This window comes from Caulobacter sp. GW821-FHT10E02, assembly GCF_059415225.1.
Genome location: NZ_JBWKMV010000001.1, coordinates 1,239,949 through 1,257,709, shown reverse-complemented (window position 1 = coordinate 1,257,709; position 17,761 = coordinate 1,239,949). Strand labels below are relative to the sequence as shown.

Here is a 17,761-nt window from a genome sequence, read left to right as displayed (position 1 = left end):
CGGATGTAGCTCAGTTGGTTAGAGCGCCGGCCTGTCACGCCGGAGGTCGCGGGTTCGAGTCCCGTCATTCGCGCCACCCCTTTTCAAAAGGGGTCGGAACGCACCCTCCTCTCGGTTTACGGACGACCGTCGCGCCCAGGCGCAACGATGCGGATGTAGCTCAGTTGGTTAGAGCGCCGGCCTGTCACGCCGGAGGTCGCGGGTTCGAGTCCCGTCATTCGCGCCACCGTCCGGTGGTTTCCCCACCTAAATCGCGAACCGCTTCCGCAACGCCCAAAGTTGCTTAGAGGCTTGAGTTGCCGACGCCACACGCCATGTAGCGGACATGACCTCCGCTTACCCGCCGTTCTCCGTCCTCGACCTCGCGCCCGTTCCGCAAGGAACCCCGGTCGGCCAGGCCCTTCACAACAGCCTGGATCTCGCGCGCCACGCCGAATCCCTCGGCTTTCACCGCTACTGGCTGGCCGAGCATCACAACATGCCGGGAATCGCGTCAGCCGCGACGGCGGTCGTGATCGGCCACGTGGCCGGTGGGACGAAGACGATTCGGGTCGGTTCGGGCGGCGTCATGCTGCCCAATCATGCGCCGCTGATGGTCGCCGAGCAGTTCGGCACCCTGGCCGCGCTCTATCCCGGCCGCATCGACCTGGGCCTGGGCCGCGCGCCGGGCACGGACCAGGGCACCATGCGGGCCCTGCGCCGCTATGCCGGGGCGGTCGATTCGTTCGCCCAGGACGTCGTCGAGCTGCAGCACTGGTTCAAGCCGGCCGATCCGGACCAGAACATCCGCGCCGTGCCGGGCGAAGGCCAGGACGTGCCGATCTGGCTGCTGGGTTCGTCGACCTGGGGCGCGCAGCTGGCCGCGGCCCTGGGCCTGCCCTTCGCCTTCGCCGCTCACTTCGCCCCCGACTCGCTGCTGGACGCCCTCCTCCTCTATCGCCGGCACTTCAAGCCGTCGGAGGTCTTGGACAAGCCGTACGCCATGGTCTGCATCGGCGTCTGCGCGGCCGACACCGATAAGGAAGCGACTCGCCTGGCCACCTCGACCCAGCAGCAGTTCCTGGCCCTGCGCCGCGGCCGTCCCGGCCTGCTGCCGCCGCCGGTCGACGATATCCGCGAGCACGCCTCGGAAGCCGAACTAGCGGGCCTGGATCACACCTTCCAATATTCGGCGATCGGCTCGCCCGAGACGGTCAAGCGCAAGGTCGAGCAGATTCTGAAACTGACCGAGGCCGACGAGCTGATGTTCGCCTCGCAGATCTACGACCACGACGCCCGCAAGCGCAGCTACGAGATCCTGGCGGCCTTGAAAGCCTAGTGGTCGCGCAGCTGTAGCTGGCGGCCGAACGCCTGACGGCCCGTCAGGCCGCCATAGATGGCGCAGAGCTGACGGAACACCGCGTCCCAGCCGTGCCGCTCGACGGCGCGGCGACGGGCCGCGGCGCCCACCACGGCCAGGTCTCGCGAGAACAGGGCCTCGATCGCCTCGGCGAAAGCAGCGGGTTCGGAGCGAGTCGCCAGCTGGCCAACCTCCTGATCGACCGACTCGGCGACCCCGCCGGCGGCGACGCCGACCACGGGCAGGCCGCAGGCCATGGCCTCCAGCACGATCAGGCCGAACGGCTCGTTGTCGTTGGCGTGGACGAAGGCGTCGCAGCTGGCCAGCACGCCGGCCAGCTCGGCCGGGTCGCGAACATAGTCCAGGCAGATGGCCCGGTCGCTGATCGGCGCGCCGCCGCCGGCCCCGACGAACAGCAGCTTGTAGGGCGCGCCCAGCTTCTCGACGGCGCTGACCAGCACATCCAGCCTTTTCTCGCGAGCCGGACGGCCCGCGAAGACCAGCAGGCGCTCGTCGGGCGCGACGCCCAGGCGCTTGCGCAGGCCTTCACGATCGGCGCGCGCAGGATGGAAGAGCTCGGTATCGACGCCCAGCGGCAGGCCGATGGCGTTGTGCACCCCGGCCTCGATCAGGCGGCCGGCGATGAAGCGGCTGGGCGCCACGGCCTGGTCGAACTGACGGTAGATGGCGGCCCAGCGCTTCTGGACCGGCTTTTCGGCCCACTCGCCGATATGCAGCGCCGCCAGGGCGCCAAGGTCGGTGTGGCAGAAGCCGACGACCGGCACGCCCAGGGCGTCGCCGGCCCGCAGCGCCGCGAGACCCGGCGTATAGGGATCGCCTGCTTCGATGAGATCAGGGCGCTGGCGGATCAGCCGATCCATCCAGGCGGCCTTGACCACGGGCCAGCGGTAGCCGGCCCCGAACGGGAGCGGCGCGGCATAGATCGAGACCCGCCCCTGGCCGTCATAGGAATCGCGCGCGCCCGGCACCACCAGCGTATGGCGGACTTCCGGGCGATTGGCGGCCAGCCAGGCGCGCTTGGACGCCAAGTAGCGACGCACGCCGCCGCTGCGCGGGGCATAAAGCATGGTGGTGTCGACGAGACGGACCGGGCCGTCAGTCGGCGGAGCGATCTTGGACTGGAAACCGCGCGGGCCGGCGGGCCGAGTCAGTGTCGTGTCCGTCACGCCGATTCCTCATCGTTACTCCAGGCCCCCCATTCGGCCCTGGAACGATAAAGCTTTTGCGACACTCACGGTTCCTCGCCGTTCCCGGACGATTTCAGCGACGCGCCGCGCCTGCTCAGAGCTTCTCGAAGCAATACTTCTACCTGAGCATTCACGCTGCGCAACTCAGCGTTGGCGAGCCGTTCTACGGCGGCCAGCACCTCGGGACGGACACGCATCAGAAATGCGCGCCGCCCCCCTTTCGTCTCCTTGGGATCGCCCGCCACGTCAGCCGTACAGCGTGCCGGTGTTGACCACGGGCTGGGCCTCGCGGTCGGCGCACAGCACCACCAGCAGGTTGGAGACCATCGCCGCGCGTCGCTCGTCGTCCAGTTGGACGACGCCGCGCTCGGCCAGTTGGCTCAAGGCGCTCTCGACCATATCCACGGCCCCGGCGACGATCGTGCGGCGCGCGGCCAGCACGGCCCCGGCCTGCTGGCGCTTCAGCATCGAGCCGGCGATCTCGGGCGCGTAGGCCAAGTGCATCAGATGAGCCTCGTCAATGGCGACGCCGGCCACGGCGCAGCGCAGCTGCAGGTCCTTCTGCAGGCGGTCGCCAACCTCCTCGGCATGGGCGCGCAGGGTCGGCTCGCCCTCCTCCGCGTGGTCGTAGGCATAGTGCGAGGCGACCTCGCGCAAGCCGGTCTCGATCTGGATGTGGACGAAGGCGGCGTAGTCATCGACGTCGAACAGGGCCTGGGCCGAGTCCTGCACGCGCCAGACGATGTTGGCGGCGATCTCGATAGGGTTGCCGCGCTTGTCGTTGACCTTCAGCGTCTCGCTGGTGACGTTGCGCACCCGCAGGCTGATCTTCTTGCGGCCATACCAGAACAGGATCCAGCGCAGGCCGGTCTTGCGGTCGGTGCCCACATACGAGCCGAACAGCGTGATGACGAAGGCCTCGTTCGGCTGCACCGAATAGAAGCCGCTGGACACCAGCAGCAGCAGGAAGATCAACAGGCCGCCGGCGATCGGCACGCCTTGCGAGAACGCGAAGATCGCGCCGGCCAACATGATCGGCAGGGCCAAGAGCGGCAGACCGCCGCCCATGCCCGCGTGCGGGCGTTCGGTGGTGCGGTTGATGGTGTGGGCTTCTGTCATGACGCGCCTCCAGCGTTGCGATCAAAGTGATATCACTTTGATCGCTGTTATCCAGAGGAAAAGCGTGGCCATGCGCACGCCCTCTCCGGCTGGGACCGATGAGAGACCGTGGCAACGGATGACGGGAGGAATGGTGGGCAGTGAGGGGATCGAACCCCCGACCCTCTCGGTGTAAACGAGACGCTCTACCGCTGAGCTAACTGCCCGCCCGGGCGGCGCTTCTAGCCGCAGCCGAGCGCCGCGCAAAGCGCGAAAACGAAAAGCCGAAAACGAAAAGGCGGAACGTCAGCCGCTGACGCCCCGCCCCTCCTTAAGCGGAAAAACTGATTAGCCGTTCAGCGAGGACTTCAAGCCTTCGCCGACCTGGAAGCGTGCGGTCTTGGACGCGGGACGGTTCACGGTCTCGCCGGTGCGCGGGTTGCGCGCGGTGCCGGCGGCGCGGGCGACGGCCTTGAAGGTGCCGAAACCGACCAGGCGAACGTCCTGACCCGATTTCAGCGAGTCGGTGACGGCGTCGATAAAGGCTTCCAGAGCGTCCTTGGCCTGGTTCTTGTTGATGCCCGCCTTCTCGGCGATCGCCGTGACGAGTTCGGCTTTTGTGGTCATGTTTTTCTCCCAGCCTGAGCAGCGCCGCTTTTTTGCCTACGGCGCTTGGCTCAGCGGGGATTATGGCGGTTGAAAATGCCTCGTCAAACGAGAGCGGCGCGGGAATCTCCCGCGCCGCCTAAGTTATCAACGATTAGTTGCAGTTAGTGGGTGAGAACGGCGTCAGCGTCGCCGTCATCCTTCTTCGCACCCGCAGCAATCGGCTCGTCGGCCTCGTTCCACTCGACCGGGGTCAAGGGGCCGGTGAGGCCGTGCTTGAGCACCTCGTCCATGGTCGAGACCGGGATGATTTCCAGACCGCTCTTCACGCTCTGGGGCACGTCCACGAGGTCCTTCTCGTTTTCCTGCGGGATCAGCACGGTCTTCACGCCGGAGCGCAGAGCCGCGAGCAGCTTCTCCTTCAGGCCGCCGATGGCGGTGACCCGGCCGCGCAGGGTGATCTCGCCGGTCATGGCGATATCCTTGCGGATCGGGATGCCGGTCAGCACCGAGACGATGGCCAGGCCCATGGCCGCGCCGGCGGACGGACCGTCCTTGGGCGTGGCGCCGTCCGGCACGTGGATGTGGACGTCGGTCTTCTCGAAGATCGGCGGCTTGATGCCGAACTGCACCGCCCGCGAACGGACATAGCTGTTCGCGGCCGCGATCGACTCCTTCATCACTTCCTTGAGGTTGCCGGTGATCTGCATGCGACCCTTGCCCGGCATCTTCACGGCTTCGATGGTCAGGATGTCGCCGCCGAACTCCGTCCAGGCCAGACCGGTGACGATGCCGACCTGGTCGACTTCGTCGGTCTCGCCGTAGCGGTACTTCTTGACGCCCGCGTACTTGGCCAGACGCTCGTCGTCGATGGTGATCGAGGCCAGCTTTTCGCGAGCCAGGTCACGCACCGTCTTGCGCGCCAGGGCGCCCAGTTCCCGCTCCAGCGACCGCACGCCGGCTTCCCGGGTGTAGTAGCGGATCAGGTCGCTGATCGCCTTGTCCGGCACGATGAACTCGGCCGGCTTCAGGCCGTGGTCCTTGGCCAGCTTCGGCAGGATGTGCCGCTTGGCGATCTCCAGCTTCTCATCCTCGGTGTAGCCGGGGATGCGGATGATCTCCATGCGGTCCAGCAGCGGCTGGGGCATGTTCAAGCTGTTGGCCGTCGTGACGAACATCACCTGGCTCAGGTCGTAGTCGACCTCCAGATAGTGGTCGCCGAAGGTCGAGTTCTGCGACGGATCGAGCACTTCCAGCAGCGCCGAGGCGGGGTCGCCGCGGTAGTCGCTGCCCATCTTGTCGATCTCGTCCAGCAGGACGAAGGCGTTGGTGGTCTTGGCCTTCTTCATCGACTGGATGACCTTGCCGGGCATCGAGCCGATATAGGTACGGCGGTGACCGCGGATCTCGGCCTCGTCACGCACGCCGCCGAGGCTCATGCGCACGAACTCGCGACCGGTGGCCTTGGCCAGCGACTTGCCCAGCGAGGTCTTGCCGACGCCGGGAGGACCGACCAGGCACAGGATCGGGCCCTTCAGCGAGTTGGTCCGGGCCTGGACGGCCAGGTACTCCAGGATCCGTTCCTTGACCTTCTCCAGGCCGTAGTGGTCTTCGTCCAGGATGCCTTCGGCCTCGACCAGGTCGATCTTCTTGGTCTTGGCCTTGCCCCACGGGATCGACAGCAGCCAGTCCAGATAGTTCCGGACCACGGTGCTCTCGGCCGACATCGGGCTCATGTTGCGCAGCTTCTTCAGCTCGCTCTCGGCCTTGGTGCGGGCTTCCTTGGAAAGCTTGGTCTTCTTGATGCGCTTTTCGAGATCGATCAGCTCGTCGCGCGAGTCATCCGGGTCCCCCAGCTCGCGCTGGATCGCCTTCATCTGTTCGTTCAGATAGTACTCGCGCTGGGTCTTCTCCATCTGGCGCTTCACGCGCGAGCGGATCTTCTTCTCGACCTGCAGCACCGAGATCTCGCCCTCCATGAGGGCGAAGACCTTTTCCAGGCGCTTCACGACGTCGAAGATTTCCAGCAGGTTCTGCTTGTCGCCGATCTTCACCGACAGGTGAGCGGCGATGCTGTCGGCCAGCTTGCCCGGTTCGGCGATCTGCGGGATCGACGCCAGGGCCTCCGGCGGCACCTTCTTGTTCAGTTTGACGTAGTTTTCGAATTGCTCGACGACCGCGCGCGACAGGGCCTCGGCCTCGGGGCCGGCGCCTTCGTCTTCGCTGACTTCGCCGATCTGGGCCTCGTAGAAGGACTCCTGGTCGGTGAACTTCACGACAGCCGCACGGCCCTTGCCCTCGACCAGCACCTTGACGGTGCCGTCGGGCAGCTTCAGCAGCTGGAGGACGGTGGCCAGGACGCCGACATCGAAGATGTCGCCCGGCGCCGGATCATCATCCGCCGAGTTCTTTTGGGTGACGAGCAGGATCTGCTTGTCACCGCGCATCACTTCCTCGAGCGCGCGCACGGATTTGTCGCGGCCCACGAAAAGCGGCACGACCATGTGCGGGAACACAACGATATCCCGCAGCGGCAAGACAGGAAGCGTACGTAGTTCGGACATGTGCTCAATACTCCCGGCCTTAAGCGCCCCTAGACGCCTTGGCCATGCGGGCCGCCGTAACTTCAGACGATGCGCCTGAGTCGAACGACCCGTCCGCCCGGGACTGGGCGGATGTTCGTTATTTATGTGGACGTTTTACAACAGGGTTCAAGCGTACTCGCCCCACAGCGGCGACAAGTCGCGTCCGACTGGCAAAGCTGGTGCGGGTATGCCCCCAACATCGATCCCAGGGGCAAGTTCGCCCAAGAGCCAATGTTTTCGCGGGTTTCGCTCGCTCAAGCTGCCCGTGGCGCCGAAGCCTCACCGGTCGTCCAACAGGTTTACGACCCCGGCTTATCCACGAAAAAGGCGCGCCTTTATCCAAAAAGGCGCGCCTTCGATTTCGCGATGAAGCTCGGGGTTAGGCCGAAGCCGCCCCGCCCTTCTTCTCGGCGTAGATCAGCAGCGGCTGGGCCCGGCCTTCGACGACCTCGGCGTTGACCACCACTTCCTCGACGCCCTCGTAGCTGGGCAGCTCGAACATGGTCTCCAGCAGGATGCCTTCCATGATCGACCGCAGGCCGCGCGCGCCGGTCTTGCGCACGATGGCCTTCTTGGCGACCTGGTGCAGGGCGTCCTCGGTGAAGGTCAGGCCGATGTTCTCCATCTCGAACAGGCGCTGGTACTGCTTGACGAAGGCGTTCTTCGGCTCGGTCAGGATCTTGACCAGGGCGGTCTCGTCGAGATCCTCCAGGGTCGCGACCACCGGCAGACGGCCGATGAATTCCGGGATCAGGCCAAAGCGCTGCAGGTCGTCGGGCTCGACGTTCCGCAGGATCTCGCCCGTGCGGCGCTCTTCCGGATCGGTCACTTTCGCGCCGAAGCCGATCGACTTGGCCGCGCCGCGCGCCGAGATGATCTTCTCAAGGCCGGCGAAGGCGCCACCGCAGATGAACAGGATGTTCGTGGTGTCGACTTGCAGGAACTCCTGCTGCGGATGCTTGCGCCCGCCTTGCGGCGGCACGGAGGCGACGGTGCCTTCCATGATCTTCAGCAGGGCCTGCTGCACGCCCTCACCCGACACGTCGCGGGTGATCGACGGGTTGTCCGACTTGCGGCTGATCTTGTCGATTTCATCGATGTAGACGATGCCGCGCTGGGCGCGCTCGACATTGTAGTCGGCGGCTTGCAGCAGCTTCAGCACGATGTTCTCGACGTCTTCGCCGACGTAACCGGCTTCGGTCAGCGTCGTGGCGTCGGCCATCGTGAACGGCACGTCGATGATTCGGGCCAAGGTCTGGGCCAGCAGCGTCTTACCCGTACCGGTCGGACCGACCAGCAGGATGTTCGATTTCGCCAGTTCGACGTCGTTGTTCTTCGAGGCGTGGTTCAGGCGCTTGTAGTGATTGTGCACCGCGACCGCGAGCACCTTCTTGGCGTGACCTTGCCCGATTACGTAATCGTCCAGGACTTCGCAGATCTCGCGCGGCGTCGGGACGCCGTCCTTGGACTTCACGAAAGCGATCTTGTGCTCTTCGCGAATGATATCCATGCAGAGCTCGACGCATTCATCACAAATGAACACCGTCGGTCCCGCGATGAGCTTGCGCACCTCGTGCTGGCTCTTTCCGCAGAAAGAACAATACAGGGTGCTTTTCGTGTCGCCGCTCGCGGCTTTCGTCATGATCGCTTCTCACACTATGGCGGCTTACGGCTTAACGCCGAGACGCCCCTCCGAGCGCATACACCGCCACCGAAGCAGACAGGATATACGCCGGGAGTTGTCTAATCCTTGACATTCCCCGATCCGGGCTAGGTTCACAAGCCTTGGCGGCGCCTTTCGAGCCTCAAACGCCTAAACCGGCCAGATCGCGTCATGACCTCGTCATCTAATTTGGGCGATTGGCGCGCCGGTGCAAGCGCCGAGCGTCTTGGGCCTTACCGCCGCCCGCGTAACCCCGTATGACGACACGAGGAATCGTTTGCGGGGTCGAGCGCGGAAAGCGCGCTCTTTGGGAAGGTCGATGGCGAAGCGTTCGTTGATGTCGATGGGTTTGAGCGCGTCGCGTCCGATGACTGGCGAGATGGGCCACGAGCCCGCGCTCGTCGCCTTCGACTTCGATGGCACCCTCACCGTCCGGGACAGCTTCAACGCCTTCCTGAAGTGGCGCGCGGGGCGTCGCTGGACGCGCGGCGTCATCCGCCTGACCCCGTCGCTGATCGCCTATGTCTTCGACCGCAACCGCGCCAAACTCAAGGCGGCCGCGGTCCGCGAGTTCCTGAAGGGCTCCACCGTCGAGCAGATCGAGAACGACGCCCGGGCCTTCGCGCAGACCCATGCGCCGTCCCTTCTGCGCCCCGACGCCCTGGCCGTCTGGCGGTCCTGGCGGGCCAAGGGCGCGAAGATGGTCATCGTCACCGCCTCCCCCGAGATCACCGTCGCGCCGTTCGCGCGGGGCCTGGGGGCCGACATGCTGATCGGCACTCGCCTGATGACCAACGAGGACGGCCGCATCCTGGGCGGGCTCGATGGGAACAACTGCCGGGCTAAGGAAAAGGTGCTGCGCCTGCGCGAGGTCTTCGGCCCCGACGTGCACCTGACGGCCGCCTATGGCGACACCTCGGGCGACACCGAGATGCTGGCGATCGCCGACGAGAAGGGTTACCGCGTCTTCCGAGGCAAGCCCGCCACCTGAGCGGATTTGCCGCAGCCGACGAGACAACAAAAAAGCCGCCGATCCGAAGATCGGCGGCTTTGTCGTTTCAGCGAAGCTTAGCGCTTATTCAGCGCCGGCCTCGGCCGCGTCGCGCGTGTCGTAGACGTGATCGACCAGGCCCCAGGCCTTGGCTTCGTCGGCGCTCATGAAGTGGTCGCGGTCGAGGGTCTTTTCGACTTCCTCATAGGTGCGGCCGGTGTGCTTGACATAGATTTCGTTCAGGCGGCGCTTGGTCTTGATGATGTCCTCGGCGTGGCGCTCGATGTCCGAGGCCTGGCCACGGAAGCCGCCCGACGGCTGGTGCACCATGATGCGGGCGTTCGGCAGCGCGATGCGCTGGCCCGGCGCGCCGGCTTGCAGCAGCAGCGAACCCATCGAGGCGGCCATGCCCATGCACACCGTCGAGACGGGGCTCTTGATGTATTGCATGGTGTCATAGATCGCGAGGCCCGACGTCACCACGCCGCCCGGCGAGTTGATGTACATGGCGATCTCTTTCTTGGGGTTCTCCGACTCCAGGAACAGCAGCTGGGCGCAGATCAGGCTGGCCATGCCGTCTTCCACCGGACCGGTCAGGAAGATGATCCGCTCCTTCAGCAGGCGCGAGAAGATGTCGAACGCGCGCTCGCCGCGGCTGGTCTGCTCGACCACCATCGGAACCAGGTTCATGGCCGTCGCCATCGGATCGTACATCATCGGGATCACCCTTCGTCGTGTGTCTTTGGCGCTTGCTTCTGGGTGACCCGAAAACGAATCAGCCCCCGCGCGCCGTCGCTATCGCATATCGCGTGGCGCTTAACAGGTTGCAAGGAGCCGGCGGTTTCGTGGCGGCATGAAAAAAGGCGCGGCCCTCACGGACCGCGCCTCGTTTCTGTCAGCCTCGGCTGGCCTTAGCCGCCGTAGCCTTCCGGCAGGTCGTCTTCTTCCAGGAGTTCGTCCTTGGAGACTTCCTTCTCCTCGACCTTGGCCTTGTTGAAGATCAGGTCGACGACCTTGTCTTCATAGATCGGGGCGCGCAGGGCGGCCTGCAGGTCGGCGCGCTGGCGGTACATGTCGAACACCTGCTGGGCTTGCGCGCCGTACTGGCGAGCTTCGCGCATGATGGCGTCGGTCAGTTCCTGGTCGGTGACGACCACGTCGTTCTTGCGGCCGATCTCGGCGAGCACCAGACCCAGGCGCACGCGGCGCTCGGCGATCTTCTTGTACTCGTCCTTCAGCTGGTCTTCGGTCTTGTCGGCGTCTTCCGGCGGCAGGCCGCCACGGGCCTTGTCGGCCTCGACCTGTTGCCAGATGCCGGCGAACTCGGCGTCGACCATGCGCGGCGGCAGGGCGAAGTCGTGTTTGGTGTCCAGGACGTCCAGCAGAGCGCGCTTCAGCTTGAAGCGCGAGCTGTTCTCGTAGCGGCTGCCCAGGTTCGAGCGCAGCAGGTCCTTCAGGGCGGCCAGGTCCGACAGACCCAGGCGCTTGGCCAGCTCATCGTCGGCCTTGCCGTCGACCGGTGCGCGGACTTCGGTGACCTTGGTGGCGAACTCGGCGTCCTTACCGGCCAGTTCGGCGGCTTGATACTCTTCCGGGAACTTCACCTTCACGGTGATTTCGTCGCCCGGCTTGGCGCCGACCAGTTGTTCTTCGAAGCCCGGGATAAATTGGCCCGAACCCAGGACCAGCTCGGCGCCTTCGGCCTTGCCGCCGGCGAACTCGACGCCGTCGATGGTGCCGACGAAGTCGATCAGCAGTTGGTCGCCGTCCTTGGCCTTCAGGCTCTTGCCCGTGCGCGGCTCATAGGTGCGCGCTTGCTTGGACAGCTCTTCCAGGGCTTCGTCGACTTCCTCGTCGCCGACCTTGTAGACCGGCTTGACCAGCTCGATGGTGGTCGGGTCGATCGGCTCGAAGTCCGGCATCACTTCGACGGCCAGGTCGAACGCCAGGTCCAGACCGCCGTCCAGGACCTTGTCCATGTCCGACGTCGGGTTCAGCTCGGGTTGGCCGGCCGGACGCAGCTTGTTGTCGTCCAGGACCTTCTGGGTGGTCTCGTTGAGCGCCTGCTCGATGACTTCGCCCATCAGGCCCTTGCCGTACAGGCGGCGAACGTGGGCGGCCGGCACCTTGCCCGGACGGAAGCCCTTGACGTTCATCTGCGGCGCGACTTCGGCGATCCGGGCTTCCAGACGCGTGGTCAGCTCGCTCGCGGGAACCGTGACGCTAAAAACGCGGCTGAGGCCTTCGTTCGACTTTTCAACGATCTGCATCGACATTCTTATTTTCTCGGGTCCGGGGCGCCGCGCGCTCGAACTCCGCCCTGGGGGGTCCAAAAGATCGACGCCGCCCGCGAAAGCCGGGGGCGGCGAAAGACCGCCCTTATGTCACGACGTGCGCGAGCATCCAAGAGCGGCGGCGACAAAACTCATCCAGGCCTGGAGGCCCGGTGAGAATGGTGGTGCGGATGAGAGGACTCGAACCTCCACGCCTCTCGGCGCCAGAACCTAAATCTGGTGCGTCTACCAGTTTCGCCACATCCGCGTGGGAGCGGGCTTACGGATTTGGGCCGGGCCGCGCAAGCCCGTAGAGCTCGGCCAGTACGGCGGGCGCCAGGCCCGGCAGATCCTCGGCGGTCAGGCCGGGGCCGTGGCGGGCGCCGCATTCGGCGTGGATCCACGCACCGGCGCAGGCGGCCTCGAAGCTCTCCATGCCTTGCGCGATAAGCCCGCCGATGAAGCCGGCCAGCACGTCGCCCGAACCGGCGGTGGCCAGCCAGGGCGTGCCGTTCAGCGAGACAGCGGCCCGTCCGTCCGGCGCGGCGACCACGGTGTCGGGGCCCTTCAGCAGCACCACGGCCCCTGCCCGCTTGGCCGCTTCACGGGCCGCGGTGATCCGCTCAGGCGATCGGGCCAGCAGGCCGGGGAAGATTCGCTCGAACTCGCCCGGATGCGGGGTCAGCACGTCGTCACGATCCAGGCAGGCGAACAGGGTGTCGACATCGTGCCGGAAGCTGGTCAGGGCGTCGGCGTCGACGATCAGGGCCGCGCCGGTCTGGGTCAGGGCCTGCAGGTTCTGAGCGGTCGCCTCCCCCACCCCGGCCGCCGGGCCGATGATCACCGCGTCGGCCTGCTCGGCGGCGACGGCTAGGTCCGCCTCCGTCCCGAACGGAACCAGCATGATCGCCTCCAGGTGGGCGGCGTTGACCGCCAGAGCCCCCGGCGGCGAGAGTACGGTCACCGCGCCGGCCCCGATGCGCAGGCCGCCGCGCGCCGCCAGGCGGGCCGCGCCGGTGCTCCACATCTCACCGCTGACCACCTTCAGGCGGCCGCGCGTGTGCTTGTGAGCGTCCAGCGCCGGCCACGGGAAGCGCTTGCCCCAGAGGTCGGGATCGTTCTCGAAGAGGTCGACCGGATCGACGGACGACAGGCCGATATCGGCCAGCACGACCTCGCCACAGGCCTTGCGGCCCTCGATCAGCACGTGGGCGGGCTTGCGGCGGTGGAAGGTGACGGTCAGGTCGGCGCGGAAGGCCGCATCGCCCAACGGCCTGCCGGTGTCGCCATGGACGCCCGAAGGCGTGTCGACCGCGACGAGGGTCGGCGACGACGGCTCGTGGCTGGCCCGCGCCAGCCGGGCGACCTCGCCCTCCAGCGGCCGCGACAGACCCGCGCCGAACAGGGCGTCGATATAGAGCGTGTCCGACGCCAGTTCGGCCGACAGCGGGCGCACCTCGCCCTTCCAGCGCGAGGCGGCCCAGCGGCAGGCGTCGCTGGACGGCGGATAGGCCGCCTCGACCACGACCTGCCAACCGCGCCGGCGCAGGTGGCGCGCGGCGACATAGCCGTCGCCGCCATTGTCACCAGGGCCGCACCAGATCACCACGCGGCGGTGGGCGTAGCGGGCGCGGACGGCCTGGGCCACGGCCTCGCCGGCGCGCTCCATCAAGACCGGGATCGGCGTGCCGCGTTCGACGGAGGCACGGTCGGCCGCGGCCATCTGGGCGACGGTCAGGATTTCTCGCGCCACGCTTACTCTTCCCTCAAAGCACTTGGCTCTGAGCTTCGCGCCCTTTCTCCACCAGGATCAAGCGGTCGCCGTCGATCTGGAACACGGTGCGCGAGCAGTGATCAGGCCGAAACGCCATGACCTCGGCCTGGCCGGTGGCGACGCCGACCGCCGCGTTGAGGGCGACGAAGTGGCTGAACACCGCCGCGCCGGGATAATCGCGCAACGCCGCGGCCACGCCTTCCGCCCAGGCGACATAGTCCAGATCGCCCCGGATCTCGTCCCAACGCCCCTCGAAGGCCCGCTTCAGCCAGGCCGGGCGCTCCTCGTGCGACAGCGCCGCCGGGGTCGGGATCTCACCGACGCGCGGATCGATGATCAGTTCGACACCCAGCGCCTTGGCTAGGGGCTCGGCGGTCTCGCGGCAGCGGCGCAAGGGCGAGGACACTACGCGGATCGGTCGCTCCGGCAACGCCAGGATCGCCTGGGCGACGGCGTCGGCCTGGGCATGGCCGATCGTGTCGAGACCCGGGTCTTCGTCGCTCCCGCCCCAGGTCGCGGCGGGCTTGCCGTGGCGGATCACGTGAACAAGGGCCATGGCGCTCAATCCGGAACGAAGAGGTTGCGGACGCCGTCCGGGTGCGGGCCGACCGTGCCGGTCCGGCCGACGCCTTCACGGCTTTCAAGATCGAGCAGCACCGTCGGGTCGTCCGGCGTCTGGGCGACGAAGCGGCGTCCTTCCGCGTCCCGCCCGATGACGATGCCCATCCGCACGCCCTCTCGGCCATGGACGACGGTATAGGTCTCGATCGTCGCCGGCCCTTCCGGCTTCTCGACGATCTCCGGATGCGGCAGCGCGTCGATCTGGGCCTGCAGCACCGAGGGCGGCTGGCGCTCCCATGTCCCCTCGACCGGCTTGGTCGAATAGATGCCGACCGACTGCTTGGTCAGGAACCAGCCGTTGGCGGTCGACAGGCCGTAGGCGCCGGGCCGTTCGCGCAGCTTGCCGACCATCTCGGCGATGGCGTGCAGGGCGTAGTTGTTCCCGGGCCCGCCAAAGTAAGGCAGGCCGCCGGTGATGGTCAGGCCGCGTGGATCGTCCAACGCCAGGCCGATCTCCTCGGCCCCGATCCGCACCGCCGACGGGAAGCAGGAATAGAGGTCGATGACGTCGAGGTCCTCGACCCCGATGCCGGCCATCTCCAAGGCTCGTTCGCCGGTCAGGCGCATGGCGGGGCTGGAGTGGTAGTCCTGGCGCTCCAGCGGATACCAGAGGTCCGAAGCGTCGGCGCAGCCGTGCAGGAAGACCCACCTGTCCTCCGACACGCCCAACTCGCGGGCCTTGGCGACGCTGGCGATCAGCACGGCGGCCGACTGATCGACCTCCATGATGGCGTTCAGGTACTTCGGGTATGGATAGCCGACCATCCGATTGCGGTCGGTGACCGTGACCAGCTCTTCAGCCGAGCGCTCGACCGGGAACCAGGCGTTGGGATTGGCGGCGGCGACCTTCGTGAAGGGCGCGAAGAACGCGCCCAGCTGCTTCTGGTGATCCTCGAGCGACCGCCCGTCCCGCGCCCGCAACGCGTTCTCGAACAGAGGATAGGTGTTCACCGGATAGCCCAGGCCGTGCGCGCCCTCCTGCCTGGTCACGCCCGGACGCGGGTCGCCGATCCGCTGCGGCGTGCTGGTGAGGTCGTCGCCCCAGCCGTCAAAGCCCAGGCCGCCCTTCATCCGCTTCATCAGCGAACCCAGGAACTCGGCTCCGGTCACCAGGGCGAAGCTCGACTCGCCCTTGGCGATCCGTTCGCAGACGACATTGACCGCCTGCTGCGGGCTGTTGCCGCCGGTCTCGGTGTAGACGCTCCAGGCCGGAGAGGCCGAAACCGCCCGCGCCAGCGAGGCCGGCGGATCGGCCAGCCGGGGCAGCGGCAGCTTCGAAAGCCCGCCCGGCGCGTCGATACTGAATGCCACGACCGCCAAAGCGTCGAGATCGGCAAGAACCGACCCTTTCAGCCCGGCATCCAGCACCGCTCTTTCCGCCGCAACTTTCAGCAATTCCAGCGGAGATGGTGAATTTCCCGCCTCGCCTCGATACGTGAATTGGCCCGCGCCGATCAAAACCGGTGTGTCGTCGCGCATTTCCGCCCCCATTCAAACGATCGTTGGGCGCGATCGTAGGCGGGAAACGGCACGTCGCAAGGCCATTTGGCGGCCATTCCAGAAATGTACATTTCCACGGCGCCAGGCGCCTAAAATTCAGCCACATGCCCGTGCGACAACTAAACGGTCATAAATGTCGGCGGCGCTCGCTTGCGGCGCTCCGGTCAGCGTGATGCTTGCCCGCTCAGTGAAGGCGGTTCGCCGCCGACGGGCCCGGAACTGGAACCGATGAAGAAGATCGAAGCCATCATCAAGCCGTTCAAGCTGGATGAGGTGAAGGAGGCCCTGCAGGACATGGGCGTCCAGGGCATGACCGTCCTCGAAGCCAAGGGCTATGGCCGTCAGAAGGGCCATACCGAGCTGTATCGCGGCGCCGAGTACGTCGTGGACTTCCTCCCTAAGATCAAGGTCGAGGTCGTCGTCGAGGACAGCCAACTGGAGCCGGCTCTGGAAGCCATCACCCGCGCCGCCCGCACGGGCCGCATCGGCGATGGCAAGATTTTCGTCTCGGAGATCACGGAAGTGATCCGCATCCGAACCGGAGAAAACGGCCCGGCCGCCGTCTAACTCGGCCAAACCGTCAACACGCTTAAGCGCTCAAGACAGGGGATACTGAATGAGCACCGCCAAGGACATCCTGAACCTGATCAAGGAAAAGGACGTAAAGTACGTCGACGTCCGCTTCACCGACGTGCGCGGCAAGCTGCAGCACGTCACGTTCGACATCGACCTGGTCGATGACGACTTCCTGAACGACGGCACGATGTTCGACGGCTCGTCGATCGCCGGCTGGAAGGCCATCAACGAGTCGGACATGAAGCTGCGTCCCGACCTGTCGACCGCCATCATCGACCCGTTCTACCAGCAGACCACGCTGGCGCTGTTCTGCGACGTCGTGAACCCGGACGACGGCACCCCCTACAACCGCGACCCGCGCTCGATCGCCAAGGCCGCGTTCAACTACGTCAAGTCGGCCGGCGTGGGCGACACCGTCTACTTCGGCCCGGAAGCCGAGTTCTTCATCTTCGACGACGTCCGCTGGTCGACCGCGCCGAACAACACCGGCTACTCGTATGACTCGAGCGAACTGCCGAGCAACTCGGGCAAGGAATATCCGGAAGGCAACATGGGCCACCGCCCTGGCCCGAAGGGCGGCTACTTCCCCGTGAACCCCGTCGACTCGGCTCAGGACCTGCGCGGCGAAATGCTGGCCGTCATGGGCGAGCTGGGCATGAAGCCGGAAAAGCACCACCACGAGGTGGCCCCGGCCCAGCACGAACTCGGTCTGAAGTTCGACACCATGGTCGTGATGGCCGACCGGATGCAGCTCTACAAGTACGTCATCCACAACGTCGCCGCGGCCTACGGCAAGACGGCCACCTTCATGGCCAAGCCGATGTTCGCCGACAACGGCTCGGGCATGCACGTGCACCAGTCGATCTGGCAGGACGGCAAGCCGCTGTTCGCCGGTGACAAGTACGCCGGCCTGTCGCAGGACTGCCTGTACTACATCGGCGGCATCATCAAGCACGCCAAGGCCATCAACGCGTTCTCGAACTCGACGACGAACTCGTACAAGCGCCTGGTGCCCGGCTACGAAGCCCCGGTGAAGCTGGCCTACAGCTCGCGCAACCGCTCGGCCTCGATCCGCATCCCGCACGTCGACAGCCCGAAGGCCAAGCGTCTGGAAGCTCGCTTCCCCGACCCGATGGGCAACCCCTATCTGACCTTCGTCGCCCTGCTGATGGCCGGCCTGGACGGCATCATCAACAAGATCGACCCGGGCGCGCCGGCCGACAAGAACCTCTACGATCTGCCCCCGCGCGAGCAGAAGAAGATCCCGGAAGTCTGCGGCTCGCTGCGCGAAGCCCTGGAAAGCCTGGACAAGGACCGCGCCTTCCTGAAGGCCGGCGGCGTCATGGATGACGACTTCATCGACAGCTACATCGAGCTGAAGATGGAAGAAGTGATGCGTCTGCAACTGCATCCGCACCCGGTCGAATTCGACATGTACTACAAGTGCTGATCGCGTAAGCGCTTAGACACGACGAGGGCCGGAGAGCGATCTCCGGCCCTTTTTCGTTGCGCCGCAAGGTGAGGCCC

14 protein-coding genes and 3 tRNA genes are annotated in these 17,761 nt (G+C 66.1%); 5 read left to right on the top strand and 12 right to left on the bottom strand.

Going from position 1 to position 17,761, the window contains the following annotated elements; all coding sequences use genetic code 11:
- Nucleotides 1–149 precede the first annotated feature (149 nt).
- Together AC07NI_RS05570 and AC07NI_RS05565 are read left to right on the top strand one after the other, a co-directional pair.
- Nucleotides 150–226: transfer RNA gene (locus tag AC07NI_RS05570), tRNA-Asp, on the top strand.
- Between the two features lie 99 nt (nucleotides 227–325).
- Nucleotides 326–1,318: an LLM class flavin-dependent oxidoreductase gene (locus AC07NI_RS05565; protein ID WP_494616707.1), complete on the top strand. Its 993-nt coding sequence runs from the start codon at nucleotides 326–328 to the stop codon at nucleotides 1,316–1,318.
- On the opposite strand, the gene AC07NI_RS05560 is transcribed toward AC07NI_RS05565, so the two are convergent.
- From AC07NI_RS05560 to clpX, 6 genes are all read right to left on the bottom strand, one after another.
- Nucleotides 1,315–2,526 (bottom strand): glycosyltransferase family 4 protein, encoded by a 1,212-nt coding sequence (locus AC07NI_RS05560; RefSeq protein ID WP_494616706.1) that lies wholly within the window; start codon nucleotides 2,524–2,526, stop codon nucleotides 1,315–1,317. The genes AC07NI_RS05565 and AC07NI_RS05560 overlap by 4 nt on opposite strands.
- A 267-nt stretch (nucleotides 2,527–2,793) precedes the next feature.
- Nucleotides 2,794–3,666, bottom strand: a complete 873-nt coding sequence (locus AC07NI_RS05555) for an SPFH domain-containing protein (protein WP_494616705.1) — start codon at nucleotides 3,664–3,666, stop codon at nucleotides 2,794–2,796.
- A gap of 131 nt (nucleotides 3,667–3,797) precedes the next feature.
- Nucleotides 3,798–3,872, bottom strand: a tRNA-Val gene (locus tag AC07NI_RS05550).
- Nucleotides 3,873–3,993: 121 nt separating this feature from the next.
- The gene (locus AC07NI_RS05545) at nucleotides 3,994–4,272 is read right to left on the bottom strand and encodes an HU family DNA-binding protein (protein ID WP_172271492.1); all 279 of its coding nucleotides are present in this window, start codon (nucleotides 4,270–4,272) and stop codon (nucleotides 3,994–3,996) included.
- Nucleotides 4,273–4,415: 143 nt separating this feature from the next.
- Nucleotides 4,416–6,815 carry an endopeptidase La gene (gene lon, locus AC07NI_RS05540; protein WP_494616704.1) on the bottom strand — a complete coding sequence of 800 codons (2,400 nt, stop codon included), beginning with the start codon at nucleotides 6,813–6,815 and terminating at the stop codon, nucleotides 4,416–4,418.
- A gap of 400 nt (nucleotides 6,816–7,215) precedes the next feature.
- Nucleotides 7,216–8,478, bottom strand: coding sequence for an ATP-dependent Clp protease ATP-binding subunit ClpX (gene clpX, locus AC07NI_RS05535; RefSeq protein WP_494616703.1), 1,263 nt, complete (start codon nucleotides 8,476–8,478; stop codon nucleotides 7,216–7,218).
- Between the two features lie 340 nt (nucleotides 8,479–8,818).
- On the opposite strand from clpX, the gene AC07NI_RS05530 reads away from it, so the two are divergent.
- Nucleotides 8,819–9,490, top strand: a complete 672-nt coding sequence (locus AC07NI_RS05530; protein WP_494616702.1) for an HAD-IB family hydrolase — start codon at nucleotides 8,819–8,821, stop codon at nucleotides 9,488–9,490.
- Nucleotides 9,491–9,574: 84 nt separating this feature from the next.
- Here the strand turns inward: AC07NI_RS05530 and AC07NI_RS05525 are convergent, their stop codons facing one another.
- The 6 genes from AC07NI_RS05525 to AC07NI_RS05500 form a co-directional block, all read right to left on the bottom strand.
- Complete coding sequence (locus AC07NI_RS05525; RefSeq protein WP_494616701.1) at nucleotides 9,575–10,216, bottom strand: ATP-dependent Clp protease proteolytic subunit; 642 nt, start codon at nucleotides 10,214–10,216, stop codon at nucleotides 9,575–9,577.
- A gap of 185 nt (nucleotides 10,217–10,401) precedes the next feature.
- Nucleotides 10,402–11,760 carry a trigger factor gene (gene tig / locus AC07NI_RS05520; RefSeq protein WP_494616700.1) on the bottom strand — a complete coding sequence of 453 codons (1,359 nt, stop codon included), beginning with the start codon at nucleotides 11,758–11,760 and terminating at the stop codon, nucleotides 10,402–10,404.
- Nucleotides 11,761–11,946: 186 nt separating this feature from the next.
- Nucleotides 11,947–12,031 (bottom strand) — tRNA-Leu (locus AC07NI_RS05515).
- A gap of 12 nt (nucleotides 12,032–12,043) precedes the next feature.
- Nucleotides 12,044–13,516 carry an NAD(P)H-hydrate dehydratase gene (locus AC07NI_RS05510; RefSeq protein WP_494616699.1) on the bottom strand — a complete coding sequence of 491 codons (1,473 nt, stop codon included), beginning with the start codon at nucleotides 13,514–13,516 and terminating at the stop codon, nucleotides 12,044–12,046.
- A 13-nt stretch (nucleotides 13,517–13,529) separates the two neighbouring features.
- Complete coding sequence (locus tag AC07NI_RS05505; RefSeq protein ID WP_494616698.1) at nucleotides 13,530–14,093, bottom strand: histidine phosphatase family protein; 564 nt, start codon at nucleotides 14,091–14,093, stop codon at nucleotides 13,530–13,532.
- 5 nt (nucleotides 14,094–14,098) lie between these two features.
- Nucleotides 14,099–15,649, bottom strand: a complete 1,551-nt coding sequence (locus tag AC07NI_RS05500; RefSeq protein WP_494616697.1) for an acetyl-CoA acetyltransferase — start codon at nucleotides 15,647–15,649, stop codon at nucleotides 14,099–14,101.
- A 237-nt stretch (nucleotides 15,650–15,886) separates the two neighbouring features.
- On the opposite strand from AC07NI_RS05500, the gene AC07NI_RS05495 reads away from it, so the two are divergent.
- Nucleotides 15,887–16,225, top strand: a complete 339-nt coding sequence (locus tag AC07NI_RS05495; RefSeq protein ID WP_494616696.1) for a P-II family nitrogen regulator — start codon at nucleotides 15,887–15,889, stop codon at nucleotides 16,223–16,225.
- A 49-nt stretch (nucleotides 16,226–16,274) separates the two neighbouring features.
- Complete coding sequence (gene glnA, locus AC07NI_RS05490) at nucleotides 16,275–17,684, top strand: type I glutamate--ammonia ligase (RefSeq protein ID WP_494616695.1); 1,410 nt, start codon at nucleotides 16,275–16,277, stop codon at nucleotides 17,682–17,684.
- Nucleotides 17,685–17,761 lie beyond the last annotated feature (77 nt).

Bases quoted from the DNA above. Each gene is read 5' to 3' on its own strand.
- tig (WP_494616700.1), bottom strand. From the start codon at position 11,760: ATGCAGATCGTTGAAAAGTCGAACGAAGGCCTCAGCCGCGTTTTTAGC.
- AC07NI_RS05505 (WP_494616698.1), bottom strand. From the start codon at position 14,093: ATGGCCCTTGTTCACGTGATCCGCCACGGCAAGCCCGCCGCGACCTGG.
- clpX (WP_494616703.1), bottom strand. From the start codon at position 8,478: ATGACGAAAGCCGCGAGCGGCGACACGAAAAGCACCCTGTATTGTTCT.
- glnA (WP_494616695.1), top strand. From the start codon at position 16,275: ATGAGCACCGCCAAGGACATCCTGAACCTGATCAAGGAAAAGGACGTA.
- AC07NI_RS05545 (WP_172271492.1), bottom strand. From the start codon at position 4,272: ATGACCACAAAAGCCGAACTCGTCACGGCGATCGCCGAGAAGGCGGGC.
- AC07NI_RS05565 (WP_494616707.1), top strand. From the start codon at position 326: ATGACCTCCGCTTACCCGCCGTTCTCCGTCCTCGACCTCGCGCCCGTT.
- lon (WP_494616704.1), bottom strand. From the start codon at position 6,815: ATGTCCGAACTACGTACGCTTCCTGTCTTGCCGCTGCGGGATATCGTT.
- AC07NI_RS05495 (WP_494616696.1), top strand. From the start codon at position 15,887: ATGAAGAAGATCGAAGCCATCATCAAGCCGTTCAAGCTGGATGAGGTG.
- AC07NI_RS05500 (WP_494616697.1), bottom strand. From the start codon at position 15,649: ATGGGGGCGGAAATGCGCGACGACACACCGGTTTTGATCGGCGCGGGC.
- AC07NI_RS05555 (WP_494616705.1), bottom strand. From the start codon at position 3,666: ATGACAGAAGCCCACACCATCAACCGCACCACCGAACGCCCGCACGCG.
- AC07NI_RS05530 (WP_494616702.1), top strand. From the start codon at position 8,819: ATGGCGAAGCGTTCGTTGATGTCGATGGGTTTGAGCGCGTCGCGTCCG.